A 25,377-nucleotide genomic window follows, 5' to 3' on the forward strand; every position below is an offset into this window, starting at 1 on the left:
GATAGCACTCATTGTAAAATCATTTTCATGATGTGAGTTTATTTTCATGTAAAACTTGCTGAATATACGGCCACTTTTTCTTAGTGTATTCATCCCTATCGTCTTTATAAGTAATGGCTAATTCTTGTTTTAAATTTGCGTATCCGTTAGCGATAACTGAGTTTGAACGTAATAAATTTCTGAACCTTAAACGTTCATTCCAGAGTGGGCTTTCAAACGGCACCAAATGTAAGTGATGTGTGCGAAATTCATCTGAAGGTTTGCAAAACCAATGCATAACTTCAGGCTTATAAGGCCAATATTTATAACCGTTTTGGACAAGCGCTATAATAGCAGGTTGAGCGAGTTCCAAAGACTTAACGCCAAACATTATATCTATTATCGGTTTAGCAATCATGCCCGGAACAGCAGTACTACCTACATGTTCAACAGAACCATAAAGCCAATCACCTGCAACAGCTATTAGGCGTTTTTTTTCTGCTGCAAATTTATCATCCCAAGATGGATTATACGCTTCAAGAACGATTGCGGCTTGACTGATATTTTGTAGTTCCTTTGTCATTAAACCTCACCAAGTGCGAAATCACAGTCGATTATTATATTAAGTGCAGTGAAAAAATTGGGGTTAAATGTTATCAATTATGCGATTGGTTATCTTCCATTACAAACCATTTTCTACCATGGTTTTAATTTTGATCGCCTTGACGAAATGATCTAATCTGTGAGTCTGTATCCACCATGTTGCAACTTCCATAAGTAGTTCAGGTGTTTCATTTTTATTAGCAAAAAAGGCATAAAATGATAGTCCAACGTTGTCACCATTACTCGCTATTTTTTTATTACAAACGTCGATAATTTTTAATCGTAACTCTGCTTTCATTGTTTACTCATCGCCTTTAAATTTACCATTAACCCACAGATCTATAAGGTATATTAACGGCTTTATCTTTTATAAACATCAATCTATGCAAATGCCTGATGAGTCAGTTAACGTTTCTATTTTAGATTCAATTAACAGAAACTATACAAAGCACTTAAGATTAATTTGAGTGATTTTAGTGACTTGACCACGGCATTGTTAAGTCTTTATCTCTTGAAGATGGTTATATAAATGCATGACATGTGCTATTTCATACTCCGCTTTCGATAGCTCACCGTAGGCAAAATGTGGCGCAAGAATCCCCTGATAACGGCTAAAGTTGAGCAGAGATTGTTTTAAACGAATGAGTGCGTGTGTTGAGTCTAGATGTTTAATAATAATTGGAGCACTTGGAATAGGCTCTCCTAAGTTATGTGTCATCTTACCCTTAGATGCAAAAATCGAGAATGCGAGTTGACCAACCGTACTCTTAAATAAATTCGATTTATGTTCTGGAAATTCAGACATTGAAAACTCTACACTTTGTGCGCAATGGCTAAATATTTGATATGGGTTCCATTCGCCTTGGTGGATAAGACTTTCATCAGATAAATCATCTAGCTTTTTTAAAGCCATCTCTACGGTAAGGCTATTTTTATTGCCCTCTTTAATCAGGGTAAATGCGCCGGCACCTACTCCTAAAATAACTCCGCCACCTACCAGTGAAGCTTTAACAAACTGTCTACGTTTCATTTCAAATCCTTAAAAACTATTCTCCCAATAGGAGGCTAAGTTTAGTGAACTAAAGGTTATTGACCGTCCTAGACAAAAAAGCACAGCTAAAATTTGCCCGACTTGAATGACTTATGTTGGCACTGTTATAAGAGTTATTATTTAAATCGACCTTAAAGTAAAAACATTAAGTATCGTTCGACTTTCTCTCTTGTTCCATTTTAGCCATTCTAATATTTAATTCTATAAGAGACTTTTGAATATCCATTAACACAGGATTAGATTTAGAATGGTTCCTTATTTCTTCTTCACGAAAGCCGAGTCTGGAATCAAGGTAACCAATAATCAACGACAACAAAACGAAAGTGAACAATATAATAGGCACTGCAATCATTGGACTTGTAAAGACAAATTCAGTGACAAAATTATCACCTAGTGATTTAATAAACACGAAAATTATCAGGAGGAATTGTACATATCCAATATACATTTTCGACCTATCTATGTAGACCTTCCATCGAATCAAAGTTTTTTTGTTAAGTCGTGAAATCAAGTAAACTCCTAGGGGTATGACGCCACATTAAGCGTCAGAATATCAGGTAAAGTATTAGGACGAAGCAAACGATATTTCTTTGCAAGGATATGTGAATACCCCTTACTGAGAAATTATTGATACCGCATCACCCTGGCATTTTGGGCTGCCCAGCAATTATTAATAAGATCTACAGGTGAAGTCCAGCAAACATAATCCCATTTTACTGCGCTAAAGTTACCACAAAAAAGAACTCAAACAAGCAGGAAATCATTTAATTAGCACCGTGAGTAAATATAACCTCCGCTAAGCGACTAAGCGCAGTTTACTAGCGCTAGCAAAAGGCTACTTTAGCTTTAATTAGCTAGTGTGATTTTCTTGTGAGATAAAGTTTTTTTCCATAATGTCTATAATAACAGCCTCTGACAGTTCATTTAGTGCGTATTCAGCCGACGAATAAATATCACCTTCTTTGCTACCCAATGCTATTTCTATAGTATCAGGCTTCTCATCATGGATGAGTACAACGATCTTCTTGTTCTGGGCTATGCAATCAATGGTAATCGCATCAGCTTTCATGCCTTGGTTACGTAGGTTTTTATCCATTATGCCCATCAATGTATCAACATTATCAAATTGGTTGTAGAACGAGTCATTCGCCTTAGCGACAATCTCTGATACCTTTTTTAGTGTACTTTTCATTTTATTAACCTCAACAAAGATAATATAAATACCCTACCCAAGAATAAGTAATTATTAGCTATATTTATAAGAAATGGCGCGAATCAAATGTGAACGCTCATTGTAAACGTGTTGAATACCGATTAACCCTCTAATTTAATAAGATATTTATGCCTATTAAAATCAAAGTGACACCACCCAAGAATTCAGCCTTACTTTCTAACCAAGTACCCGTTTTAGCGCCAATTAACACGCCCAACCAACTGAAGAAAAAAGTCATGCTACCAATAATAAAGCAAGCGACGAATGGATTTACAGCTAAAATGGTAAAAGTAAAGCCAGCTGCCATGGCATCAATACTGGTAGCGATGGCAAGTATTAGCATAACGCGATGAGTTACTTTTACAATATCATCTTCTATGCCTTCAGAAAAAGATTCATAAATCATTTTAACACCTATGAGCAAAAGCAATAAAAAGGCTAGCCATGTAGCATAAGACTCCATCCAACCTAGTATTCCTCGTCCTCCAAGATAACCCAATAAAGGCATCACCCCTTGAAATAGCCCAAAATATACTGCTGACATTAATGCCAAAGGTGTAACCTTGCTATTGTGTTTTGCCCCTAAGCCAATTGATACTGCAAAAGCGTCCATACTCAATGCCACAGCTAAAATTAATACTTCATTCATTAAGCAATTCGACCGTTAAATAAAAAAACATAAAAAAACCAACACCAAATTAAAAGTAAATTACAGATAAAGGAATGTTGACTAGAATAAAAGATACACTGTTTTGTTGGTTGTTATAGAGTTCAAGGTCCGAGCCTTAAAACGATAGTTGTAAAAAAGCCACCTAATCGACTAATTAGACCAATAAAACCTGCTAGGTATCTTACTAAGCACTCATTTCACCATCTAGCGTAGAGAGAATAAATGCTAAGGTTATTATAGATCTGATGGCTGCCCTAAGTCACATTTTTTACACTTTAATAGGTGGCCTAACAACGAATCGCGTCCCTTTTCTGTTATTACCCAAGGGCGACTTATAAAAGGAGGGTTATGTCTGACATGCTGAAAGTGACCACATTTTAATTCAGCGACCCAATCATCTTCTTCATCTTTATGATAACCGACAATAGATTGATTCATTAATACCTATCACAATTTGTTTAGAGGTGAAAAATAATCGTTAAATAACAGAGTAAAAAACAACGACCAAGGACTCATCCAAGTTTTAAATATAATATCAAATAAATTTTATTTGCTTAGTATATCTAAAGCTAAAATTCCCCACATAAATAATACCGCTAAAAAATTTATATTAAATACACTGCCTCTCAGGCGAATGTTTGTTGAAACTATCTGAACAATACTATGCACCACACGTCCGATAACAAACATCCAAGCAGCCCATAAATATGCGCTTTGATATAAATCGGGCCGCGCAATTAAAATGATACAGATAACATAAAATAATACCGGCCATTCAAATTGATTTGAAAGATTAGCGCTAGTGCTTTTCTCTAAGTTAAAAAAGGGATGACAATCATCTGGATTTTCAACAGTACCCCAAATATTTGGAGCACGTATTATTGTTAGTAATACATACAGAATGACTACCCATAAAACATAAGATAATAATGGTGCAAATAAAGCGTATTCATTGATAACTTTCATATTTTAAAATTCACCTAGCGCCTTCTAAAAGACTAATAATGCTTAGCTAAAATATCGAGGAATAAAAAAGCCAATGGTTTGTTATATATAAAAAATAAAATTTTACGTTATTTTTTTGCGGCTACCGGCTTAGAAAAGAAAACAAAAGGGATCGCAAATGGACCAACAAGCAGTGCTGCTAGCACCCATAATGTTTTATTAGCATTACGGTATTTAGCTACATAAAAACACAAAACCATACTGATTAAACTTATAATAAATAAGATGACCATTATTATTTACTCCAATCTATAAATAAAGACACTAAAATTAAACAGACGATTATAGAGACAAATAATGTTCCATTAAAAAGCAAATTATTGATGGTAAAATAGTCGATGAAGGAGTAAATAGCTAACGGTTATTTTTATACTTGGTATTTTATTATATTTTAATTGTTTAGATAAGCCACTAACACAATGGATAGCACATAAAAGGATATTCCTACCAGACAGATTAAATTGATTTTTTTAGACTTTATCTTCTTAAAAGAAGCAAAATCATGAAATTCTATTTTAAACTGACCCAAGGTCAGTATTTTTAGAATCAAGCCGCCAGTCGTATAAAAAATAAATCCAAATATAGTCTCAATTAATAACCAAACAAATATATCTATAACGAAACTCATACAACTTACTCCTAAAAAAAATATTCTATTAGTTACTGATTTTTCATGGTATGTCTGGCAAAAAACAAAAAAACAACGTTTATCTGTCAATAATGTAGCTTACTTATTGATGACATATTCTTTAACATCAAATGATTCAACTAACGAAAACATCTTACTATTTAAGCCTAAGTCACAAAAATCATCTAATGCTATTTGGTCTTGCCATTTTTCAAATATGTTAACTTGGTTAGATTCAATGGGAACATGCTCTTTTTAGCATAACTTGTTAGGCCGTCACCTGACAAAAATATACTTTTGTTCGAAATTAATAAGCGTTTAAACATGTCTAGTAATTATCAAAACACACCAAGAGTAACAAATGAATACCAAAAAATTCACCGCTATATTTTTAATTGGCATTTTTTCTAGTATTGCCTTTATTGTAATCCAACCTTTATTTGGAATGCTTACGTTAACTTCGAGACACGCATCAGCATATATAAACGTAGGTAATTATAATGAAACTACCGCCATTGCATTATCATGGCTTGTGCATATTAGCGTGTCTGTGTTCTATACGTTTATTGCTAGCCTTATTTATAACTTTAACGCTTCATATCTAGTAAGTGTTGCGCAAGTAATAATTTTAGGATGGCTAACAACACTTTCAGCAACCCCTGCCAATGAATGGGTTGTAAAACTGATAACTACAGGACAATTTACATCAATTACGTCTTTATCTGAGTTGAACACTGAAATTGGCCCTAAATTGTGGCTTCATATTTTATTTTTTGCATTCGTATTAACCGGACTGGGACTTTCTAGATTAATCAGTTCACCCAAAACATCCGTTTAAACAACTTATAAGCTCACTGCATATGAAGCTTGAATTAATTTTTCAGCTTCTTTAATAGTCAAGTTTGATGATTTACAAATGACATAACCATTAACTTGAGAGATGATATATTTAGGGGGAAGGTCTCTGGGAATATGTTCAAACTCTCTTTCTACAAGCTCAATTGCGGTAAAACCAGCGGTACCACATAACTGCGTAGCTCTACGATTAAAGATTTTATGAGCAGCCTTATGGTCACTCCATGGGGCAAAATTTGTTTTTGCTACAATAGAATAAAGTCCTTTCTGAAGCTTATTGTCAGAAAATCCACCACCTAAGGCATTTGGCCCATTATTTAAATTATGATTGGACACAGTACAACCACTTAACAAAAAGACTAATACAACACACTTTGAAATTTCCAATATCATTCCTTTAATATATAACGCCCTATAACAAGCAAAAATTAATTAGCTAAAATGCTCAGCGACCTCAGAAAAGCGAGCTATGTTGCATTTATACGAATGCTAGAATAATTAATAACCCAACCTTCACTCAAAAAAACATTACAATTAAACTGCTTTTAAGGGTAACTTAAATAAGGTGTACAAATTATTTTTTAGATCCACAGACAATAAAGGCGATATAATATTAAGTATGGAACCGCTTAAGTGATCCGATAAAATAGAGTCGTGGATCATTTTTAGTCTTAAAAATTTGAGCACGTTTAGCGTTTTTATACTGCCATGTTTTATTATTACTTTGCGTGAAAGCGCTTTCCATAGTTATTAAGTCATCTGAGTGAGCTAAAAAATAGTTAATCCCCCATTTGAAAGACTTATTATATGCCCCTCAAATCACACCACCGGCTTTCAAAATAATAGCCGTTACTGCGAGCAAAAACGCCCCTGAATATACCATTTTCCCAGAATATGCGGCTTTGTCCCAATTCATAGCACAATAAACTAATGAAAGAGGAAAGCACAAAAATACAGACCAACCAAATAAGTGCTGTTTATTTCCCAGAGCTACAATAGCAGCAAAAATCGAACCTATAACCAATAGCATTAACCCTATGGACCCAGTTAATAACGCCACTACTATAATGTTTTGAACCATACTTAACTCATACCTGTATTTACGATAAAAATGGAGAAATAATACCACGTTAAGAGCTAAATCTGTTAGGTACAAACAACAGCCAACTTTTATTTAGTGTTGCATTAATGCCTTGTAATGTAACTATGCTAGATTGATGAAAAATAACTAATAGCTAACTCTATTGCCTTCTTGGTAATTACCGATTAGGAGGAGGCATCCACAAAGCTAATCCTGTGTATACAATAACAATGATCCCTCCAGTCAATAGTGCGGTGAGTAAAAAAGCGATTCTAACTTTATAGGGATTAACCCCCTGATATGCAGCTATTCCACCAGCAACTCCTGCTAGTATGTTTTTTTCTGATTTAGGAAGCTTACCAAAATCCATTTTTATACTCCTAGTTATATAACGCCAAGCTAAGTGGCGATAAATTGTTGGCCAAAATAAGCGGGGCACAAGAACGGCCAACTGTTTTTTATCTGTGTTTAATAGCTTATGTTGTTACAAGCCGAAAAATATCCAGTGACTTTTAAACCTTTCCTTAAGGTTTGAATCCGTTTGTATTACCGAAGAAATTTGAGAACACTCAAATGTTAATTCAGATTGCCCTTTAATAGCTGCAATTATATTAGGGTAAATCACCAGTACATTTTCTATTACAACCGAATTTAATAATTTAATATTAACAATTGAAGCATCCTGCTTGACCTCTTTGAAGGGACCATCCCTTTCGATTATTTGTATGGGTATTTCAAATTTAGCCAACGCCTAACCTTCCTTTACAACATAACGCCCCATTAAGAGCCAACTGTTATTAATCCTGCTTGAATGCCTTATATGGACCATTTTTGATCGACTTTATCTGCTTTCTTTCGGCCTCAGTTAATACATTATACCAGCGAGGATAGGACCAACCATAACCCCATCTAAATGACGTAGGAAAATATGGGCTTCCTCCCACTCGCACACCTGCTAACATTAGCTTGGCAATTTGTGGCTCGCCAGTTTTTGAAACACACTGATGAAGTTCTTTATCTGCAACCAACCTCTCTTCATAAGTTCCACCTTGCCAATAAGCATAATCGTGAGCAGTGCAGCAAGATAACCATAGCTCTTTATGATCAAATGTACCGTCAGGGAAAGTACTGCACCCATCTGATGTGAAAGGTTTAATATTTTCAGCTTTAACTGTCACTGAAAAAAGTAGGAGGATGAAAACAAAAACTATACGCATACACTTTCCATGATTAACACAAACGCCTAATTAACAGGCAAAAAATTGGTTGGCTAAAATAGCGATGATGGAACAAATAGCCAAGTGTTTTTTGTCCGACTTGGGTGGCTTAGGTATTTAGAACACCCAACCTGCAACTATTGATAAATCTTTTACATCATGGCTAAAAGAACCACTTACATCATTGACAGCATAGCTTTCATTTACAGATAATAGTGAGTACTCAATGCCAAGATATAAATCTTCTGAAAACTTATATTCTGCGCCTAATGAATAATATAAATCATTTCCACTTCCATCACTAACTGGTGGAGGGCTAAAATTTGTAAGTTTTTTTGGCGTATAGTTTTTATATGACCAGTGAGCAAGTCCAACCCGAGCATTAACAGTAAAGTTAGTGACTAACTCTACTTCACCTTTTATTCCAAACCTAATAGATTCAATTTCAATAGGTATAATTGCTTCTGCGGTATAGTCATGCTCAGAACCTAAACAGCAATCTCCGCCAGAAGGTGTACCTGTGATCGAAGTAGGATAATAAACTGTAAATTCATTAACCACACTTCCATGATCATGTTTAGCAAGTTCAATTGAAACATTATCGAAAAATTTAACACCGAATCTAAACCCAAATGAACTATCATTCAAAGTTGCAGAATAGCTCTCATTTGAAAAATTTGGATTTAAGAACGATTTAATTTCATGTTGGGATTTACCGATAAGTATTTCTGATACGAAAACTGTTTCCCCTAAAGCAAATAACGGGAATAAAGTTAAAATCATCCCAATAATATTTTTTTTCATTTACATCCTTTAAAATAAATACAAACTCTGAACTAGAGAAATATTTAACGCCCTACTAACAGGCAAAAATTGTTTGCTAAAATGTTGAGGAACGAACAACAGCCAGCTGTTATTTGAACGTCTTATTATGCTACTGGTTCTGAAACCTCTACAGTTTGATTTTTAAGCTTATGATAACTAAATGTTCCTCTTACCCCACCAATGAGGATCACAATAAATAAAATCGCTAAGAAAGGTACTGACGGGTTAGTTATAAACATATTAACTTGTTCGATAATATAAAAAATTAAACCAAACGTTGCTGCGAATCGGCTTAGTTTCCAAATACCAAATGCAATAAGTATAAAAATAAATGAATCGACAAATGCCCAAGCATCAATTCCTAAAATTGGATCGTTATACATACCATATAAGGCAAATGCGGCTGTAACTGTAGCAACAAATAATGCTACGAACATAGAACCTTTGGTAGCAGCTTTGGCAGACTCTATTGTTGATACATCAGGCCAGTAGAAATTATCTTTTTTAGTATCACTCATGCTTAAATACTCCTTGCAGCATAACGCCTCGATAAGAGGCAAAAAATTGGTTGGCTAAAATGTTGAACACAGTGAAAATAGTCAACTGTATTTTTTCGTTTGAACCGCTTGTTATGTTTTGACTAAACAGATGTTTCGTACGCTTTCGATAACCATTCGATAACTTCACTGTCAACGTCAGAGATATTATTTAGTTGTATTCTATGGGTACACATAGTGCCAAATGGTCCTGATGCTTCTAACCGCCCTTGCACCTCGACGTCTTTAAGTTTTAAACCCAAGTCTATTCTTGTTTTAGTTGCCGGCTTAATTAAAGCAAACTGTTTTTTTCTGATGAAACTTACACTTCCTTTTTTCGGTGTAATTACAACATCTTCACCAAAGTTTTTGATTACTAAGAAAAGCATTTCATAAATAGGCTTAAGCGATTCTTTACCACTATATTGATTTAAAACTAAATCTTCAGGAGGATTAGTTCTTTCTTTAGATAAAGTGACAATTGTATTTGCAAACCCATGTGTTACACCATGCTCTGTTTTTAAAAATTTCACAGCCATTAAATGCTTTTCAAAATTCTCTTTGTCCAAGATTTGAAACCATTCTTCTAATTTTTTACCTGTTTTTTCAGGCATATTTTCAATCATTTTTTGCAGCGATTTATCCATATACTCCACCTTTTTATTCAAAAAATAACGCCCCATGTAAGAGGCAAATAATTGTTGGCTAAAATAAGCAACGAAGCAGCAAATAGCCAGCTGTTATTATCCTGCTAGAATAGCTTGTTAGCGCTATACCTTATAATTCCATCCGCATTTATTTTTAGCTTCCTTGGCATTCTTTGCGCCACTAACCATAAAATCCAATTGTATGGATGTCAATACAGGTGTTTTATCAACATTTACTTCTGTTGCTGACCATCTCCAGCTTTTGAGAGACGCAGCAGCATGGTAATCAAATACACCTTTAGGATAAGATTCCTTTACTTTGTAGCCACTGGTTTTACCATCTTTGTTTATACCGACAATAAGATCAACACAACCAGATAAACCTTTCCTTGCTGCTTCTATTGGGTATTTAGGGTCTAGCCTCTTTTCAACTATCCAATACTCTTTAACTAATTCTCTTTGTTCTTTTAAAGATATATCCTTATATTCAATTAAGGATTCATCGACAACTTGAACAGTATCATTAGACGCACATGCACCTAAAAATAAACTTATTATTGTAATTGAAACGGCATTTCTCATTGCTAACTCCTTATAGCTTTATCGCCCTAACTACAGGCAAAAAATTGTTTGTTAAAATACTGAAAAACGAAAAACAGCAAACTGCTTTTTGTCGTTTAAAAGTCTTGTTAGTTTTTGTTACCACATTTTATTTGTTTTTCACCAAAGTGATAAACATTATTTACCGCTACGTATACACTTGAGACAACTGCTGATGTCGGCATAGTTATTATAGATAAAAACTCATCATTCCATTCATAAAAGCTAGTGTCGCCCTTCATTAGATTAACAACTTTAAGAGTCTTTTTATCTGTAGACAAACCACATTGATATTTTTGAGAATGATCCACTTCAGGAACAACAACACATCCTGTGAAGATCAGTGTACAGATAATAATTATTACTTTGTTTAACATCAAATTATCCTTTTTAACAAATGGAGATAATACACGCTCTACGAAAACTAACGCTTTGCTAAGCGGCTAAAAAATGGCTGGCTATAATAGCGAGTAACGAACACAGCCCGCTGTTTTATCGGTCTTGAGTTGCTCATTAGCTGTATGCTAGTTCATTAGAAAGGTATAATAAATGGTTCTCTTACAAATTGAACCAAAAAGTAAATAACAATACCAATTGCTGGAAATAATCTTCTTATTAATAAAGCAGTTTGGGGAACCACATTTGAGAACATAGGTACGATCCCTGAAAGTACAGAAAATAGCAAAGTAAGAAAAAGTAGAATTATAACTAAGAAACTTTGTTCTACATTGAAGATTAGAACCGAAAAAAATAGAATAAGAAAAAACCATCCTAATAATTCAAGAGTTGATGTAAGTTTAAAAAATTTGATAATAGGCTCCTTACCTAAAAGCTTCATAGTACAGCTGGTGCCCCATTAAGAGGCAAATGATAGTTGGCTGCAATGTTGAACGAAGCGGAACCTAGCCAACTGTTAAAATCACTGTTTGAATGGCTGTTGTTAGAGATCATTTTTCAACGACATTGCGACTTTTCGAATACCATGAGCTGGTGTCCACTGTTTAAACTCAACAAAGCCATATTTCTTGTATAAATTAATTGCTGGATCATTGGCAACGGCAGTTTCTACAATTGCTTCTGTAAATTCAAATAAGTCGAGAATATAACTAATCAATTGACCTGCGATCCCTTTTTTAAAATACTTTGGATCAACGGTTAAACTATCTATTTCTAATTGATTACCCTTTACAACAACCTCTATGACTCCTGCGATGCATCCATTTTCATAAAAACCATAAAACAGTGTTTCTGAATTCTTTATATCTTTAATGCTTCGTGATAGTGGTGGAAAATTAGAAGCATTAATAAGCTGAGCTTCAACTTTATAAGAGTTTTGAAAAACTTTAAAAATTTTATTACCAACGTCTTCATTAGAATTATCAAGTTTGTTTATCATAGTATGCCTAGGCTCAAAATCTGCATTGCTCTCTAACGCCACGTTAAGCGGCAAATAATAGTGGGTTAAAATAATCGACGAAGCAGTAAAAGCCAACTGTTTTTTGTCCTTTTGAGTGACTTGTTAACTTCCGTATTCATGACTGTAGCAACATCGTATGAAAAATTATACCGTCTGTATTTTGTTGAGCCGAATCAAGGCGGAAACCGAAACGCTCATAAACAGGAATAGCCATAGTTGAAGACTTTACCCAGTAATTCCCATTACCTCCTTGAGCTATACAGATTTCATTTGCTGCTGACCACAATTGTTTAGCGATATTTAACTTTCTAGAGTTAGGGTCAACAAAAAGCTGACTTAACTTTTCTTTTTTGAAAATTGCTATTATTCCGACAATTTTGTATTCCTTGACAAAACATAACATCAAATATTTTTTATTTTGGATGCGTTCTTTTATAGCTTTCAATTCAAGGCTTTCTTTAAAGTGTACAATACCTTCTTTATTAAAGTCAGAGTTGGTTTGTGGTTCTGCGGCGCTCAGAATTAGAGATCGAATTCCTACGGCATCATTGATTGTAGCTTTTCGTATACTCATTCTATCCCTAGGAAGTTAACGCAACGTTAGCTGAAAAAAAATTGTTGCCTAAAATTGTAACGGAGTGAAACAGCCAACTGTCTTTTGTCCGTTTGTACGCCTTATAGCTATAAGTTTGTATCAAGCTTGAGTAACTCACCTGATAATACATTAAAAGTATAATAGAACGTATCATTATCAGTCGCCGTATAAAGTAAAACCACATCATTACTAATCACCTGATAACCATCGATATTATCGATGACAGATTTTAACTTAGTACCGTCATATTCAGAAACCAATAACTCTTTATTGTCATCTTGGTTTAGAAATCCATCTTTATTCGTATCTTGTCTTACGACAGAATAGATGTTTTTACTTAAGATGTTTCGGTATTCTGTTTCCCTTGATTGGGTGGGTGAGAAATCTACGATTAGTGCGTTATTCTCGAATAACAAATTATTCTTTTCACCAGCTTTAGTAAACATCAAATTAACTGCATTACTGCTTAAACTCAAAGACGATGAAACAATCATCATGTCAGCATTTGCACTATAAGATTGTTCTTCCACTATCTGGTCCGAGGTTATTTCTAGAATATGCACATCTTTAATTTGACCTACATATCTTTTTTCTAATTTAGGTTTTTGATCTTTTTGTAGTGCATCATTATGATCAATAACTTGTACTTTTGGTTCGGAATAATCCTTTCTTAAAAGATCACTAATTATGTTTTTACCAATTACAATAATTACAATTATCGCTGCGATAAATAGCAATATCTTATTGGATTTCTCAATAAAATTCATGATGCGAGTTCCCAAGTGTGATTCCTTATAGTTAACGCCACGTTAAGCGGCAAAAAATTGTTGGTTAAAATAATCGACGAAGCAGTAAAAGCCAACTGTTTTTTGTCCTTTTGAGTGACTTTTTAGATACCCAATACACTAACTATCCAGTCATAGTAGTTAGATATCCTAACTTGATAAGCTGTAGTGCCATACAAACCACCTTTAAAAGTAGATATATCGCCATTCCCCAATTGCCAACTTGATAAACCTACGAGAAATGGAGCGCCTTGTTGAAATATAATGGAAGCCCCTCCGCTATCTCCAGAGCCATGTATACCTTCAAGTGGTAATGCATTTGCAGGTTCGTTGAATTTAAATGCGATCCAATTACCTTCTGAGTTTTCAACAATATTTTGAAACTGGTTCATTACACGCAATGATTTCGTATCAATATCTTCACCGGTTAATCCATTTCCTGTTGCGCCCTTACCATAAACTGTAATTTTTTTACCTTTTTCACTTTTACCCTTGTATATATTGACTGGTTTAACACCGCTAACTTTTGAAGTTAATTTGATTAACGCAATATCACTTCTAGATTTGAAAAAAAGCATTAAAGGCGCTAAATCACCTTTAAGTAAATTTTTATTAGGTTCAGAGTACTCTGGGTGTATATGAACGCTTTCAATTTCATAAGCTTTTGAACCAACTATTAAATCTTTACCAACATAATCATAAAAAATGGTGTGTGCTACGGTCACAACCCATTGTGTATCTATTAATACACCATGTCCTTCATGAGGCATATCTATTAGGTATTCAGGCATTTTATCAATGACATAATTTTCAGGAGGAACATCATGTCTCTTCACTACAGCATTGCTACATGTAGAAAAGAAAATAATGGATAAGATAAATAAAACTTTCATATTACGTCCATGTTCATTGATGGGTAGCTAACGCCTCATTAAGAGGCAATAAAATAGTTGGTTAAAATAAGCGAGGCACGAGCAAAAACCAACTGTTTTTTGTCCGTTTGAACGTTTGAGCAGCTTGTTAGCTGCAATTTAACTCTTACTATTTAACTGTGAAAGCAAATACAGCCAAAGCTTTTTATCATCGAATACTTGCAACAGGGTATTATTGGTATAAATAATACCCATATGTGTAATCTGTGGCCCTTCAGAGTTGGTAAACTCCATACTCCATGATGATGCAGAATAACCTTCGCCATGAACAATACTCAATCTTTTACTACTGACACCATCAGAGAATACTTTACCTCTAAAGGACTCCTCACAATAATCCAGACACAAACGCTTATCCTTTAAATATAATGAAGACACAAGTAATTGATCAACGTATTTCATGTACTTAGGATGTTCTTTGAAAGTAGGAATAATAATATATTCTGATGATATTTTTAATTGAATATCGTTAAATTCAATGCAAACATCATTTTTGCAATGTTCTTCAGCTTTCAAAGCGTTGCATATAATCAGTGATAATAAAAATACGATAACTAAAGTTATATTGGAAATAATACTCAACAGTGCCTCCTTGCAGTTAACGCCCTATTAAGAGCCAACTGTTATTTGTCCGGCTTGAATGGCTTATATGCCGACGTTCAACTAAACAGCTCGATAACTAAACGTACTGAGTGATTTAATATCACAAAAACACCAAGATACATTAGAATTTTAGGCGATTTTGGATATTTAGTTTTCATCCAAATCATGGCTGGTGATTTTTCTGACTGCTTAAGGTAGCCACTAAAGAATGCTACCCCATATAACGAAATTAGAATTACTAATAAATGATCAAGTATTGAGTAGATGTTCAAAACATTCCTTAGGCATATAACGCTTAATTAACAGGCAAATGATAGTTGGCTAAAATGTTCAGGAACGAAAACAGCCAACTGTTTTTTTTCCTTTTGAATGACTTCTTATAGGGCAATTAAACGCATGAAATTTAGCGACTTAGCACCTCAATAACATCGTCATTTAATATATGCTCCTTACCTTTGAAAACATCTAATATTCCAGGTGCAGACTTACTATTACCAATTACACTAACATAGCAACGATAAATATATTTACCATTAGAAAAAGAATAGTGATGATTACCACCACTACCTTCAAAAACCATTTTTCCATTTTCTAAAATTAAATCAGGTTTATCTCTAGTTTTTTTATCGATACTCCATGACGAATAGCGATAATTGTAATCCCCAAGATCATCAATTCGAATATGAAATTTAGATGTTTTCCACTCTAATATTGGTTTTTTATAAACTCTGAGGCTTAGATGCAAAGTTTGTTTTTGTTTTTCAATCAAACTTGCTTTGATCTCTTTTTCTTTTGAAGATTGATATGTTATCGCTCTTATTTTATTTTTGGAATCTAGCCAAAGTTTACCGCTAGAAAACATTACCCCTCTCCAGCCCATCATGCTCCAATCTTTGTCTAGATCAGAGTTAGCTATTAGCTCGATAAATTTTTTATCAAACACTTCATCAAAGCGATTTACTAACTCTGCTTCATTTTTAATGGCAGGTATTGGAAATTCACGCCCTAATGGATAAGAAATAAAAGTTGCAATAGCTTTCTTATCCTGTTGCTTGAAAGCACTTTTAATCAAGGAAATATCCTCGTGGTATTTTTTATCAACAGCAAACGAAGTTGATGTAAATAGAATGGACAACACCAAGATTAAATTATTTATAAACTTCATGGATACTCAACACTCCGATTTGTCCTATAACGCCACGTTAAGTGACAAATAATAGCTGGCTAAAATTAGTGAGGCACGAACAACAGCCAGCTGTTATTTGTCCGTTTAACGCCTTGTTATAACTCCCTACAACCAATTTGTTTACGAATGTTTTGTAAGTTTTCAGGTTTTATATTTTTCATGGCATCATTAGGTATTTTGCCAGCCTCTTCTCTAATAACTTTATATTCTTTAGAATTTGGATTCGATGCAAACCACATTACATAACCACAGTGTACTGGATGATTATCATAGCTGCTCTCATAATCCGCTGCGATGTAAACTCCGGGAGATGGGGAATTATCGGGGTTGTTATACATTGTCAAACGCCAAACATCTCTATTAATGAGATTACCACTCTCAATCAAATAATCTGATTCTTTCTTTTTCCAAGAATTGAAATCACTTATTTTTTTCATCGAGGGAGACATCATATCGTAAGCTACTTTAAAGCTTCCCTCTTCTTTACTTTGAATAAATTTATTCGTCATTTCACTAACAAGTTTATTTATCTCAATTTCTTGATTTTTAGATATTACAAATTTACTTCTTGAAGGCGTACTCTGCACTTCATCAGAACAAGTAATGTTTTGTACAAAGGTAAATGATGATGTTTCTCCATCCTCTGAAATTGGCTCCTGACTTTCAAATTTATATTTACCATATATAGGATTCATGCCTTTACAGATTTTTACGGCACTATCGTAAATGGCCTGTTGAGCCTGTGCTATTTCAAGAGATTTTTCATTCTTAAGGATAAGTTCGTATTCATTTTTTGACACTTCTTTAAATGTTAATGTTCCTGCAAAACATTGAGAACTCATTAGGAATAAAAACAATTTGAATAAATGCGACATACTTTTCTTGGCCTTATAACGCCTTGCTGAGCGGCGTAAAATTGTTCGCTAAAATTAGTGAGGAACGAAAGCAAGCCAACTACTTTACGTCCGTTTAAGCAACTTGTTAGCTGCTGATTGCATCCAACTCTTGAACTGCTCTTTTTAATTTACTAAGGGTTACAGATTCATTTTTATTATATGGTGATTTATAAGTAGCAACCGCTTTAGAAAAAGCTATATCTGCTTTTTGCATTAAACCTGATTTTTCATATAAAAAACCTAAACGAATATAAGAAAATGAAAGACTAGATGGACCAGTTTTTTGTAATAATTTATCCGATTGATCGGACTCTTGAAGCCTCACAATAGATTCCATTGCATAGATTGCAACTTCAGTTGACTCATGAAGATATACTTTATGAGCAATTTCTGCTTCATTATTTAAGAAATCAGCTGAAATATCATTAGCAAAGCTAATATTCGAAGTAATTACAGCAAGTGCAACTAGACTAGATTTAAATATATTTTTCATAATAATTTCCCTATAGATAATAAAATACTGCTTAAGACAAAAAGCAGCTAACGCCCCATTAAAGTCCTGCTTGAATGGCCTCTTATGCCTACAAATTCGGTGTCAGAGATAAAGAGTAATTACCAAAACGTATTTCAGCAGTTTCCCTATGTTTAGTTTTAACACTTGGTGAAGATATTAGTACTTCATTTCCATCAGATAAGTCATACACCTTTGTACTAATTAGCACGGTTCCGTCGTTCTCTTTAGTTGAAGTGAATGTAATCTTTAAAACATCAGAAATTTTCATTTCACTTTCTGTGTTTTCCTCATTCAGTATTTCAATGCTTGCTAACTTTACGTTATTTTCCAATAATTCAAGATCAACCATAATCGATTGGGCTGCAGCAGGAACCATCACCACACCTGATAAAATGAGACCTACAACACCAAATAAGGTAGCTAATCTGGATTTTAAAGAATAGACAGATTTGTTTGACCATTTTTGAATGTTTTTAATGTCCATTTCAAATACTGAGGCAAGTGATTTTACAGACTCTAATGAAGCTACCCCTGTCTTTTCTATTCTCTGAATCGTCCTTAGACTTAACCCTGACACTTCAGCTAACTGAGTTTGGCTCCAAGCTCTATTATTTCTTTGGGTTTTAATTACATTTATATTTACTTGCATTTCCATTGTTTAAATCGTCTTAATTAAAGTTGCCAATAATATGGAGAGAATTTACCTTTTTGTATACGTTAAGAGTGTGACATTCATATGCCAAGCTTATGACATGTAGCCGTAATGCCCCATTAAGAGGCTTTTAATTGTTGGTTAAAATGTGAAGCGAAGCGGAACCTAGCCAACGGCTAAAACTCCTGCTTGAATGGCTTGATATGTGTCGTGCAACGAAACTATATACATGTAAATTTAGCTTCGAGATCAAAGCCTTGTGTATAATTTGTATCAACGTCACTAAATTCCCAAGAGCCAATTTTCGTACTAGATTTACTTTTGACAAACTTTTCAACTTCTCCAGTCTGACTATTTTTCGTAGAAATTAATTGAAAAGTTTTTCCACCTTCAACTTCACATCTAGACTTCATGACACCTATCAACATAGAGTGAGCTTTCTCTTTTGTTTCTCCACCCACTACTGTATAGAAAGAACCATCATCGTAAGGAATCGCTCTATCGGATAAGGATATATTCGTACAACCTAAAATTAATGATATGGGAAGTAAACTCAAGTATTTCATATTATTCCTAAAGACACATAACGCCCCATTATGAGGCAAAATAGTTGGTTAAAATAAGCGACGAAGGAGCAAAAAACAACTGTTATTTGTCCTGCTTGAATGCTTTGTATGTTTACTTTTTAGACTGTCGCTCGTTTAGGTTTTCTTTAATTGCAAAGAATACATTTAAAAGCATACTAAGAACAGTCAAACAAAATACAGCAAACATAGGAAAAAACAATATACCAAAACCTGTGCTGTAACTTGTGTAACAGAATATACCGCTAACAAATGCAACGACAATTTCCCAGCCACAATTATCAAAAGCTGAACTAGCGATCGTTTTTAGTGGTTGAGCATAATGCTTAATCTTCAAATGTGGTGAACTCTCTAGTAAACATAACGCCCCATTAAGAGGCAAATAATAGTTAGCTAAAATGGAGCGAAGCGAACAGCCCGCTGTTTTAGTCCTTGTTGATTTGCTTGTTATGCTCTGTAGCTATTCACTAAACTTACTATTAAAAAGATTAGTACTCTGCCCAATTACATATTTTTTTTTAACAAACCACTTGGTAAATAATACGCGAATTAACCAATAAAACATTATTACAATTAACAAATAAATTGGTAAGTCTGCATCAATGAAATTAGGCCATTTATCTGACGTGTTAGCAACAAAGGAGAGGACAGCTCCTAATAACGCATAACACATACGCCACAAATGTCGTGCGATGCGGTGAGCCCCTGATATTCCACCTCGAATAATCATATTCAAATCAAGAAGTGCTGCGATCAAAGCAACACTACCAAATATATAGAACATAGTAACCATGAAGCCTGGCTCTGATGTGATTGCTGCATAAAAGAAGTTTGCGCTTATTATTGAAATGACAATGAAAGCTATTATTTCAAAAACACCTGTTCTCTTTTCTGGCCTCAGAACGATAATCCATGCGGTTGAAGCGAAGTATACAGATGAAATAGCGATCGTAGGGTCATCGGCAAAGTAGGCTCCACTTCCTGCCATTAATAACAGTGACAAGAAAAATAAATTACCAGAATACCTATGAAATTTTTCGCCTTTACTGAAGATCAAAGCGCCTATACCAAATAATAGAACAAATGAACCAGCGATGATGTGAAACAAAAGCATAATAATTCCCTTCAATAATTACATTATAGTAATATAAACCTGATCCTCAGGCTTTGGAGCACAACGTCCTGTTAACAGGCAAAAACCAACTGTTATTTGTACTTATTTAACAGCTTGTTAGCTACTTATTGACCACCAAACTTTCTCTAGCTATGGGATCTCCATGCAGGATAATCGTTTCTATACGGTTCCACGATTCTATAGAGTCTAAAGGATTAGTTTTAAGTAGCAGAAGGTTAGCAATTTTGCCAACTTCTACTGTACCGTAATCATTATCAATTCTGAATTGTTTAGCATTATTAATGGTTGCCGCCGCCAGTACTTCTTCCAGCGATAGCCCTGCAGTAACCATAGCTTTCATTTCTTGGTAGGTTGTCAGTCCAGGTTGATTGGCAAAACTAGGGCTTCCAGGGAAGTCCGAAGCCAATAAAATAGGATGATTAGAACTTCTTAGATATTGAATAACTTTATTACCTTTTCCTATTCGCCCATATAAAAATGCATCTGAGATTGATTGATCAGGCATTCCATCAAAGCCAATTCGAAGCTCTTCTTTGAACCATTGCGCTTCAGTGGTTTTATACCAATCAATAAGTGACTTAGGTGTAATAGATGAAAATTCAGGAGAATTAGCAATAATAGGAAGCATTACTTCACCTAAGCCAGCAATCACTCTTTGTGTTGGCATATAACCTACTTCGTCATTGATCATTTTATCCAGAGTGTTAGATATTTCTTTAGGTATATTTTGTTCGCGATTATATTGCCCCCAATTCCACATACCATGAGCGATAACATCAACACCTGCGGCAAGTGCTAATTGCTGCATATCTAAGGCATTAGCATGAGCGACTATAAGCAAATTAGACTTTTCAGCAGATAATTTAATTCGTTTTAGTGTGTTAGTTGAAAGTGTTGCCCATTGGTTAGCATTACCATAACCATCTTCAAAATAAAGCTTTATACACGAAGCACCTGAATGGGCAATTTTACCAATTAACCTTTCTACTGAATTTTCTGCGGTTGCTTCTGCACTTTCATCAATTAAATAAGTAAACATTGATCTTGAAAGGTCGTCTGTTTTCTCTACATATGGAAAGGTATTTTTTGATGTTAATACTTCACAGCGAAAATAATCAGGGCGATGAGGCGCCGAAGTAAAATAATTGAAACTCACTCCCGGATTCGGATCAAGTATTTGAGTTACCCCATAAAATAAAAAGCTTCTTGGTTGTTGTTCGAAATAAGCTTGTGCGAGTTTCGGATTTTTAATCGCCACTGACTCAACACCAAACCCCATACCGGGGATTGACGATACGTGTGCATGGCTATCCATAAGACCTGGCGTTAAAAATTTACCTAAACCATTTATTTTAAGATCGTAGGATGTAATCTTTTTACTAGTTATTTCGGTAATTCGTCCATCACTTATTAATACATTCATCTGAATTTTTGGAGCTTGCAAATGAGATGAAACGATAGTGACATTTTCTATTAGAACTTTGTTTTCCGCTAATGAAGCAAAAGAAAACAAAGAAATTGAGAGTAATAATACTTTAATCATGATACTTCCATGTGAGATTAATTAAATTGCTAACGCCCAATTAAGGGGCAATAATATAGTTGGCTAAAATAAGTGAACGGAGTGAACAAAAAGCCAACTGTATCATTGTCCCTCTTGAATTGCTTATTAGGTTTTGCATGCTTCCCTACTCACGCTTATACCATTTTCCCTCAACTCTGCTATTTTAGCTTTATCAAGAATCTTAATGTTTTTGATAGGCGAAATATCGTTCTCAATTGAGATAACAGCAGTTTTTGTTGGGCACTCTGACCAATTTACAGAGTTAATAAATGAGTATGACTTACCATCCTCAGGTGTAAATATTTGCTTTGATGTACATTCGTAACCGTTGAGTGGATTAATTAAACCAAATGCTAGAAATATAGGTTTGCCTGAGTTTACTTTTACAGTAGCCGGGTTTCCTAAGTCCGAGTTTTTGGAAACTTTAAGGTCTCCGAGATAACCGAATTTAACTTGTCCTGTTTTAGGGGAGCACAGCTCGTAAATAATGGCCGTATGTGGATATGGTTCAAATCCAAAACCATCTGTCTTTTTTTCAGTCTCAAGATGTAAGTATGCAACAGAACCATTTTTGGGTTCTTGATATTCACTAGATTGACCTGAAAATCTAACTCCATTTTCAGTACTTGCACATCCCACTATACCTAGACAGGCTAGGATAGGTATAAATACTCTCATTTTAACTCCGTTGCTCAAGCAAAACCTAACGCCCTATTAAGAGGCAAATAATAGTTGGCTAAAATAAGCGACGTAGGAGCAAATAGCCAACTGTTATTTGTCCTTTTAGCAACTTGTTATATGCCGCTTTAAACTTACTATAAAGCAACTTCCATTTTAAAGTAAGAAACATCAGCCTTATAAAAACGTTCTCCGTATGGCTGCATACCGAAACGCTGATAGAAACTTAAAGCTGATTCTCTAGCATCACACCAAAAAAAATTTACAACCGTATTATTAAGGGAGTGAAGAATAAACTTTAGCATTTGAGAGCCAATGCCTTGCCCTTGATAATCAGTTTTAGTAGCAAACTTACGTAGGCGAGCTTTATCTAATTTTATGTATACGGAAGCAACACAAACAAGCTCGTCATTAGCAAAGGCACCCAAATGCATTGCGTCATGATCACCATCAACATGGCAATATTCAGGAGGCTTGTTTGGCCAAAGAACACTTTGTCGAAGCGGGATTGTTTGCTCCCAGGAAATATTGCGAATTTCCATATGATTTTACAGAGCCTCCATAGGCATATAACGCCCCATTAAGAGGCTTTTAATTGTTGGTTAAAATGTGTAGCGAAGCGAAACCGAGCAAACTGTTAGCAGTCCCGCTTGAAATGCTTGTAGGCATACATTAACCGTGATGTCGGCGGATATGCTTTACTAAACCTGATTCGTTAAACTCTAATGAGACAATATTAGTTTTACTATATTCAATGGTTTTATCTAAATGTGCAGGCTTAACTTTACCCATTTCAGTCATTTTTATAAAAACAACATTAGCCCCTACCATAATTTCGTTTATCTCAATATTGCTGTTTATAACTTCATCTTTTAGTTTACCAACCATATCTGAACGGAGTTTCGTTTTATCAGTATACGTAAACTTGAATTTAACATGTTCATCGATGAAATTATCAGATAATAGCGATATATAATGGTCTATTTCTTTAGTGGTTGTATTTGGTTGTTGGCGCGCATTTTTGGCTGATACAAATGCCTTTGCTTTTTCGATTAACTGATCTGCCGTGAACTTGTCATTTGCAGAAATTGAAAAAGATAAAATAAGGGATATGAATACTAAGGTTAATTTTTTCACTGAACTCTCCTTGTATGCCTAACGCCTTGCTAAGCGGCGCAGAATAGTTGGCTAAAATGTGTGAGTAACGAAGCGCAACCAACTGTTATGCGTCCGTTTGAGCAACTTGTTAGCACTCTTTAGTTTGCAGCCTCTTGCTCTAAAAATATAGGCAATTCTTTCAAATTAGCATCTAGCTTATTAAGCTGCATGTTAAAGAATAAATTAAACGTATCTTCTACATCACTGGATTTCTCTGTTACATAAATAGTTACCCACCTAACTTCTTTCATTTTACCTAACCCAAAAAATGACTTTATTTTCTTTGGTTTCACTATTCCAATTAAGTAAGCAAACTCACCAGCGTTGCCAACTACTGACACAAATAGGTCAGTGCCTACGGTTTTGTTTTTAACGGATATTGTCGGCTCTGTCCCTTCATTAGAAAGACCAACCTGATCTTTCCAAGGGTAAGCTCTGAACTCTTTCACAAAAAGGGGATATGTAGCTTCGCCCTTTAAATCATATTGTTTAAAATCATATCCAGCTTTTTGAATGTCATAAGTAAATGTATTTGCTACCACATTTATCGTCCATGTTAATAGTATGATTAAAATTATCGAATTACGCATATTGAGTGCTAACGCCTTACTAAGAGGAAATTTATAGTTGACTAAAGTGTTGAACGCAGTGAAAACAGCTAACTGTAAATTTTCCTGCTTTAATGACTTGTTATATTTCGTCGTCAACGAACGGTGTACCTACTGTGTCATTGAGAACTGTATGACATTCCACTGAAAACCAACTATTGAAAAGTTCCATATTTCTAGTTTTGGGCCATAGAGATTCATCAGTATACCAGCCACTTAATTCGTCGATGAACAATAAATCTAAGTTTAACTTAATCCATCGTAGTAATGACTCCGGATCATCAGAGTCTTCGTTTGAGATAAGATAAACATTTAAGTCGTCGTTTGCTGAATCTAGCGTCAACTCTGGGGAGTTATATGGATCAGCTTTATTAATCCAATCAACTGCGGGTTTTTTATATCTTAATATTAAGGCTGCACGATTGAGCACATGTTCTCCTAGAAATATAACGCCTAATTAACAGGCAAAAAATAGTTGGCTAAAATAAGCGATGAAGGAGCAAAAGCCAACTGTTTTTTGTCCTTGTTTAATTTCTTGTTAGCTGTACTTAGTTTGAATAACACGCTCTAATTGTTCAATAAAATTTGGTAAATAACTTTGATCAAATATAAAGCCACAGCTTAACTCTTGCTGAATTTCACCGTACTCTATAAACTCACCGGAGAATTCAATATGTCCCATAGACTTAGCCTCGAATTTTAAATACTCTCTCTCATAATGGTAATTCAATTCCGCAGAACCTGATAAGGATTGATACATTTGTTTAACTTCATTCGTAAACTTATAAAGGCAATCAAAGTAAAACTCACCTGTAGAGTATGAGAAACGACCACTTTGAATTGAGAGTGAGCAACTACCCGAGCCATCCATTATGTTTACAAAGGATGATAATACAATTTTTTTATCGGGTTGAATTTTAAGCTCAACGTCCATGTTAAATCCTGTACAGCTAACGCCCCACTAAGAGGCAAATAATAGTTGGTTATAATAGAGAGCGAAGCGAACAAAGCCAACTGTTATTTGTCCTGCTTGAGTGGCTTATAGTTCGACCAAGCCACCTAATTTACTAAAGTAACTTACTATTAGATTAGGTGGAACATGCTTCTGTTGGTTACGAATATTGAATGGCAAACATCCAATGTTTCTAACAAGACGTTCG

37 protein-coding genes are annotated in these 25,377 nt (G+C 34.6%); 1 reads left to right on the forward strand and 36 read right to left on the reverse strand.

From position 1 onward, the window contains the following. Positions 1–25: 25 nt before the first annotated feature. The 8 genes from H4J75_RS15420 to H4J75_RS15460 all read right to left on the reverse strand — a co-directional run bounded on the left by H4J75_RS15420 (position 26) and on the right by H4J75_RS15460 (position 4,754). The gene (locus H4J75_RS15420) at positions 26–562 is read right to left on the reverse strand and encodes a GrpB family protein (RefSeq protein ID WP_182222631.1); all 537 of its coding nucleotides are present in this window, start codon (positions 560–562) and stop codon (positions 26–28) included. Between the two features lie 99 nt (positions 563–661). Beyond that, on the reverse strand, positions 662–880 hold the full coding sequence (locus H4J75_RS15425; protein ID WP_070376751.1) for a DUF6500 family protein: 219 nt from the start codon (positions 878–880) through the stop codon (positions 662–664). 198 nt (positions 881–1,078) lie between these two features. Beyond that, entirely contained in the window at positions 1,079–1,612 is a 534-nt protein-coding gene (locus H4J75_RS15430) for a DUF1569 domain-containing protein (RefSeq protein ID WP_182218415.1), read from the reverse strand. Positions 1,613–2,483: 871 nt separating this feature from the next. After that, the gene (locus tag H4J75_RS15440; RefSeq protein WP_070376748.1) at positions 2,484–2,825 is read right to left on the reverse strand and encodes a hypothetical protein; all 342 of its coding nucleotides are present in this window, start codon (positions 2,823–2,825) and stop codon (positions 2,484–2,486) included. Positions 2,826–2,955: 130 nt separating this feature from the next. Beyond that, positions 2,956–3,495: a manganese efflux pump MntP family protein gene (locus tag H4J75_RS15445; RefSeq protein WP_070376747.1), complete on the reverse strand. Its 540-nt coding sequence runs from the start codon at positions 3,493–3,495 to the stop codon at positions 2,956–2,958. Positions 3,496–3,750: 255 nt separating this feature from the next. Continuing rightward, positions 3,751–3,954, reverse strand: coding sequence for a DUF3565 domain-containing protein (locus H4J75_RS15450; protein ID WP_182218411.1), 204 nt, complete (start codon positions 3,952–3,954; stop codon positions 3,751–3,753). A gap of 108 nt (positions 3,955–4,062) precedes the next feature. Further along, positions 4,063–4,482 carry an MAPEG family protein gene (locus tag H4J75_RS15455; RefSeq protein WP_182218410.1) on the reverse strand — a complete coding sequence of 140 codons (420 nt, stop codon included), beginning with the start codon at positions 4,480–4,482 and terminating at the stop codon, positions 4,063–4,065. 107 nt (positions 4,483–4,589) lie between these two features. Continuing rightward, positions 4,590–4,754, reverse strand: a complete 165-nt coding sequence (locus H4J75_RS15460) for a hypothetical protein (RefSeq protein WP_182222632.1) — start codon at positions 4,752–4,754, stop codon at positions 4,590–4,592. A gap of 756 nt (positions 4,755–5,510) precedes the next feature. On the opposite strand from H4J75_RS15460, the gene H4J75_RS15465 reads away from it, so the two are divergent. Beyond that, positions 5,511–5,987: a hypothetical protein gene (locus tag H4J75_RS15465; protein ID WP_182222633.1), complete on the forward strand. Its 477-nt coding sequence runs from the start codon at positions 5,511–5,513 to the stop codon at positions 5,985–5,987. A 5-nt stretch (positions 5,988–5,992) separates the two neighbouring features. Here H4J75_RS15465 and H4J75_RS15470 read toward each other — a convergent pair whose 3' ends face one another. The 28 genes from H4J75_RS15470 to H4J75_RS15605 all read right to left on the reverse strand — a co-directional run bounded on the left by H4J75_RS15470 (position 5,993) and on the right by H4J75_RS15605 (position 25,151). Then, entirely contained in the window at positions 5,993–6,391 is a 399-nt protein-coding gene (locus H4J75_RS15470) for a hypothetical protein (protein WP_182218404.1), read from the reverse strand. Between the two features lie 427 nt (positions 6,392–6,818). Continuing rightward, complete coding sequence (locus H4J75_RS15475; RefSeq protein ID WP_182218402.1) at positions 6,819–7,085, reverse strand: hypothetical protein; 267 nt, start codon at positions 7,083–7,085, stop codon at positions 6,819–6,821. 178 nt (positions 7,086–7,263) lie between these two features. Continuing rightward, a complete protein-coding gene (locus H4J75_RS15480) occupies positions 7,264–7,455 on the reverse strand; it encodes a PspC domain-containing protein (RefSeq protein ID WP_182218401.1) in 192 nt (63 codons plus the stop codon). A 114-nt stretch (positions 7,456–7,569) separates the two neighbouring features. Continuing rightward, the gene (locus H4J75_RS15485) at positions 7,570–7,833 is read right to left on the reverse strand and encodes a hypothetical protein (RefSeq protein ID WP_182218399.1); all 264 of its coding nucleotides are present in this window, start codon (positions 7,831–7,833) and stop codon (positions 7,570–7,572) included. 49 nt (positions 7,834–7,882) lie between these two features. After that, a complete protein-coding gene (locus H4J75_RS15490) occupies positions 7,883–8,302 on the reverse strand; it encodes a hypothetical protein (protein WP_182222634.1) in 420 nt (139 codons plus the stop codon). Positions 8,303–8,419: 117 nt separating this feature from the next. Further along, positions 8,420–9,106: an outer membrane beta-barrel protein gene (locus H4J75_RS15495; RefSeq protein ID WP_182218395.1), complete on the reverse strand. Its 687-nt coding sequence runs from the start codon at positions 9,104–9,106 to the stop codon at positions 8,420–8,422. A 125-nt stretch (positions 9,107–9,231) separates the two neighbouring features. Further along, a complete protein-coding gene (locus tag H4J75_RS15500) occupies positions 9,232–9,645 on the reverse strand; it encodes a hypothetical protein (RefSeq protein ID WP_182218394.1) in 414 nt (137 codons plus the stop codon). Between the two features lie 122 nt (positions 9,646–9,767). Beyond that, positions 9,768–10,310: a DUF4287 domain-containing protein gene (locus H4J75_RS15505; protein ID WP_182218392.1), complete on the reverse strand. Its 543-nt coding sequence runs from the start codon at positions 10,308–10,310 to the stop codon at positions 9,768–9,770. Between the two features lie 123 nt (positions 10,311–10,433). After that, the gene (locus H4J75_RS15510) at positions 10,434–10,892 is read right to left on the reverse strand and encodes an energy transducer TonB (RefSeq protein WP_182218390.1); all 459 of its coding nucleotides are present in this window, start codon (positions 10,890–10,892) and stop codon (positions 10,434–10,436) included. 107 nt (positions 10,893–10,999) lie between these two features. Then, a complete protein-coding gene (locus tag H4J75_RS15515) occupies positions 11,000–11,287 on the reverse strand; it encodes a hypothetical protein (RefSeq protein WP_182222635.1) in 288 nt (95 codons plus the stop codon). A gap of 563 nt (positions 11,288–11,850) precedes the next feature. Continuing rightward, a complete protein-coding gene (locus tag H4J75_RS15520) occupies positions 11,851–12,306 on the reverse strand; it encodes a GNAT family N-acetyltransferase (RefSeq protein WP_182222648.1) in 456 nt (151 codons plus the stop codon). A 136-nt stretch (positions 12,307–12,442) separates the two neighbouring features. Next, positions 12,443–12,901 carry a GNAT family N-acetyltransferase gene (locus tag H4J75_RS15525; protein ID WP_182218386.1) on the reverse strand — a complete coding sequence of 153 codons (459 nt, stop codon included), beginning with the start codon at positions 12,899–12,901 and terminating at the stop codon, positions 12,443–12,445. Between the two features lie 107 nt (positions 12,902–13,008). Beyond that, on the reverse strand, positions 13,009–13,704 hold the full coding sequence (locus tag H4J75_RS15530; RefSeq protein WP_259364961.1) for a hypothetical protein: 696 nt from the start codon (positions 13,702–13,704) through the stop codon (positions 13,009–13,011). 107 nt (positions 13,705–13,811) lie between these two features. Further along, positions 13,812–14,600 (reverse strand): trypsin-like serine protease, encoded by a 789-nt coding sequence (locus H4J75_RS15535; RefSeq protein ID WP_182218384.1) that lies wholly within the window; start codon positions 14,598–14,600, stop codon positions 13,812–13,814. Positions 14,601–14,738: 138 nt separating this feature from the next. Then, on the reverse strand, positions 14,739–15,221 hold the full coding sequence (locus H4J75_RS15540; RefSeq protein ID WP_182222636.1) for a hypothetical protein: 483 nt from the start codon (positions 15,219–15,221) through the stop codon (positions 14,739–14,741). 424 nt (positions 15,222–15,645) lie between these two features. Beyond that, positions 15,646–16,407, reverse strand: a complete 762-nt coding sequence (locus H4J75_RS15545; RefSeq protein WP_182222637.1) for a hypothetical protein — start codon at positions 16,405–16,407, stop codon at positions 15,646–15,648. Positions 16,408–16,523: 116 nt separating this feature from the next. After that, on the reverse strand, positions 16,524–17,303 hold the full coding sequence (locus tag H4J75_RS15550) for a DUF4019 domain-containing protein (RefSeq protein ID WP_182222638.1): 780 nt from the start codon (positions 17,301–17,303) through the stop codon (positions 16,524–16,526). Positions 17,304–17,409: 106 nt separating this feature from the next. Beyond that, positions 17,410–17,817: a hypothetical protein gene (locus H4J75_RS15555; RefSeq protein ID WP_182222639.1), complete on the reverse strand. Its 408-nt coding sequence runs from the start codon at positions 17,815–17,817 to the stop codon at positions 17,410–17,412. A gap of 88 nt (positions 17,818–17,905) precedes the next feature. After that, positions 17,906–18,493, reverse strand: a complete 588-nt coding sequence (locus H4J75_RS15560; protein ID WP_220465336.1) for a helix-turn-helix transcriptional regulator — start codon at positions 18,491–18,493, stop codon at positions 17,906–17,908. Positions 18,494–18,711: 218 nt separating this feature from the next. After that, positions 18,712–19,056, reverse strand: a complete 345-nt coding sequence (locus tag H4J75_RS15565) for a hypothetical protein (protein WP_182222640.1) — start codon at positions 19,054–19,056, stop codon at positions 18,712–18,714. A gap of 478 nt (positions 19,057–19,534) precedes the next feature. Beyond that, positions 19,535–20,188, reverse strand: coding sequence for a hypothetical protein (locus H4J75_RS15570; RefSeq protein WP_182218651.1), 654 nt, complete (start codon positions 20,186–20,188; stop codon positions 19,535–19,537). Between the two features lie 121 nt (positions 20,189–20,309). Then, positions 20,310–21,752: an amidohydrolase family protein gene (locus H4J75_RS15575; RefSeq protein WP_259364991.1), complete on the reverse strand. Its 1,443-nt coding sequence runs from the start codon at positions 21,750–21,752 to the stop codon at positions 20,310–20,312. Between the two features lie 126 nt (positions 21,753–21,878). Beyond that, positions 21,879–22,451, reverse strand: coding sequence for a hypothetical protein (locus tag H4J75_RS15580; RefSeq protein ID WP_182218653.1), 573 nt, complete (start codon positions 22,449–22,451; stop codon positions 21,879–21,881). A 137-nt stretch (positions 22,452–22,588) separates the two neighbouring features. Next, positions 22,589–22,993 carry a GNAT family N-acetyltransferase gene (locus H4J75_RS15585; protein WP_182218659.1) on the reverse strand — a complete coding sequence of 135 codons (405 nt, stop codon included), beginning with the start codon at positions 22,991–22,993 and terminating at the stop codon, positions 22,589–22,591. 130 nt (positions 22,994–23,123) lie between these two features. After that, positions 23,124–23,588, reverse strand: a complete 465-nt coding sequence (locus H4J75_RS15590; RefSeq protein WP_182218591.1) for a nuclear transport factor 2 family protein — start codon at positions 23,586–23,588, stop codon at positions 23,124–23,126. Between the two features lie 119 nt (positions 23,589–23,707). After that, positions 23,708–24,151: a hypothetical protein gene (locus H4J75_RS15595; RefSeq protein ID WP_220465337.1), complete on the reverse strand. Its 444-nt coding sequence runs from the start codon at positions 24,149–24,151 to the stop codon at positions 23,708–23,710. Between the two features lie 148 nt (positions 24,152–24,299). Next, a complete protein-coding gene (locus H4J75_RS15600) occupies positions 24,300–24,647 on the reverse strand; it encodes a hypothetical protein (RefSeq protein WP_182218593.1) in 348 nt (115 codons plus the stop codon). Positions 24,648–24,755: 108 nt separating this feature from the next. Further along, positions 24,756–25,151 carry a hypothetical protein gene (locus H4J75_RS15605; protein WP_182222642.1) on the reverse strand — a complete coding sequence of 132 codons (396 nt, stop codon included), beginning with the start codon at positions 25,149–25,151 and terminating at the stop codon, positions 24,756–24,758. Positions 25,152–25,377: the final 226 nt, after the last annotated feature.

This window comes from Colwellia sp. BRX10-1 (assembly GCF_014077545.1).
Taxonomy (GTDB): Bacteria; Pseudomonadota; Gammaproteobacteria; order Enterobacterales; family Alteromonadaceae; genus Colwellia_A.

Bases quoted from the DNA above. Each gene is read 5' to 3' on its own strand.
- H4J75_RS15510 (WP_182218390.1), bottom strand. From the start codon at position 10,892: ATGAGAAATGCCGTTTCAATTACAATAATAAGTTTATTTTTAGGTGCA.
- H4J75_RS15545 (WP_182222637.1), bottom strand. From the start codon at position 16,407: ATGAAGTTTATAAATAATTTAATCTTGGTGTTGTCCATTCTATTTACA.
- H4J75_RS15425 (WP_070376751.1), bottom strand. From the start codon at position 880: ATGAAAGCAGAGTTACGATTAAAAATTATCGACGTTTGTAATAAAAAA.
- H4J75_RS15535 (WP_182218384.1), bottom strand. From the start codon at position 14,600: ATGAAAGTTTTATTTATCTTATCCATTATTTTCTTTTCTACATGTAGC.
- H4J75_RS15450 (WP_182218411.1), bottom strand. From the start codon at position 3,954: ATGAATCAATCTATTGTCGGTTATCATAAAGATGAAGAAGATGATTGG.
- H4J75_RS15585 (WP_182218659.1), bottom strand. From the start codon at position 22,993: ATGGAAATTCGCAATATTTCCTGGGAGCAAACAATCCCGCTTCGACAA.
- H4J75_RS15605 (WP_182222642.1), bottom strand. From the start codon at position 25,151: ATGGACGTTGAGCTTAAAATTCAACCCGATAAAAAAATTGTATTATCA.
- H4J75_RS15580 (WP_182218653.1), bottom strand. From the start codon at position 22,451: ATGAGAGTATTTATACCTATCCTAGCCTGTCTAGGTATAGTGGGATGT.
- H4J75_RS15420 (WP_182222631.1), bottom strand. From the start codon at position 562: ATGACAAAGGAACTACAAAATATCAGTCAAGCCGCAATCGTTCTTGAA.
- H4J75_RS15520 (WP_182222648.1), bottom strand. From the start codon at position 12,306: ATGATAAACAAACTTGATAATTCTAATGAAGACGTTGGTAATAAAATT.
- H4J75_RS15460 (WP_182222632.1), bottom strand. From the start codon at position 4,754: ATGGTCATCTTATTTATTATAAGTTTAATCAGTATGGTTTTGTGTTTT.
- H4J75_RS15555 (WP_182222639.1), bottom strand. From the start codon at position 17,817: ATGAAAAATATATTTAAATCTAGTCTAGTTGCACTTGCTGTAATTACT.
- H4J75_RS15575 (WP_259364991.1), bottom strand. From the start codon at position 21,752: ATGATTAAAGTATTATTACTCTCAATTTCTTTGTTTTCTTTTGCTTCA.
- H4J75_RS15525 (WP_182218386.1), bottom strand. From the start codon at position 12,901: ATGAGTATACGAAAAGCTACAATCAATGATGCCGTAGGAATTCGATCT.
- H4J75_RS15480 (WP_182218401.1), bottom strand. From the start codon at position 7,455: ATGGATTTTGGTAAGCTTCCTAAATCAGAAAAAAACATACTAGCAGGA.
- H4J75_RS15500 (WP_182218394.1), bottom strand. From the start codon at position 9,645: ATGAGTGATACTAAAAAAGATAATTTCTACTGGCCTGATGTATCAACA.
- H4J75_RS15560 (WP_220465336.1), bottom strand. From the start codon at position 18,493: ATGGAAATGCAAGTAAATATAAATGTAATTAAAACCCAAAGAAATAAT.
- H4J75_RS15475 (WP_182218402.1), bottom strand. From the start codon at position 7,085: ATGGTTCAAAACATTATAGTAGTGGCGTTATTAACTGGGTCCATAGGG.
- H4J75_RS15515 (WP_182222635.1), bottom strand. From the start codon at position 11,287: ATGTTAAACAAAGTAATAATTATTATCTGTACACTGATCTTCACAGGA.
- H4J75_RS15455 (WP_182218410.1), bottom strand. From the start codon at position 4,482: ATGAAAGTTATCAATGAATACGCTTTATTTGCACCATTATTATCTTAT.
- H4J75_RS15490 (WP_182222634.1), bottom strand. From the start codon at position 8,302: ATGCGTATAGTTTTTGTTTTCATCCTCCTACTTTTTTCAGTGACAGTT.
- H4J75_RS15440 (WP_070376748.1), bottom strand. From the start codon at position 2,825: ATGAAAAGTACACTAAAAAAGGTATCAGAGATTGTCGCTAAGGCGAAT.
- H4J75_RS15430 (WP_182218415.1), bottom strand. From the start codon at position 1,612: ATGAAACGTAGACAGTTTGTTAAAGCTTCACTGGTAGGTGGCGGAGTT.
- H4J75_RS15550 (WP_182222638.1), bottom strand. From the start codon at position 17,303: ATGTCGCATTTATTCAAATTGTTTTTATTCCTAATGAGTTCTCAATGT.
- H4J75_RS15505 (WP_182218392.1), bottom strand. From the start codon at position 10,310: ATGGATAAATCGCTGCAAAAAATGATTGAAAATATGCCTGAAAAAACA.
- H4J75_RS15445 (WP_070376747.1), bottom strand. From the start codon at position 3,495: ATGAATGAAGTATTAATTTTAGCTGTGGCATTGAGTATGGACGCTTTT.
- H4J75_RS15565 (WP_182222640.1), bottom strand. From the start codon at position 19,056: ATGAAATACTTGAGTTTACTTCCCATATCATTAATTTTAGGTTGTACG.
- H4J75_RS15465 (WP_182222633.1), top strand. From the start codon at position 5,511: ATGAATACCAAAAAATTCACCGCTATATTTTTAATTGGCATTTTTTCT.
- H4J75_RS15570 (WP_182218651.1), bottom strand. From the start codon at position 20,188: ATGCTTTTGTTTCACATCATCGCTGGTTCATTTGTTCTATTATTTGGT.
- H4J75_RS15495 (WP_182218395.1), bottom strand. From the start codon at position 9,106: ATGAAAAAAAATATTATTGGGATGATTTTAACTTTATTCCCGTTATTT.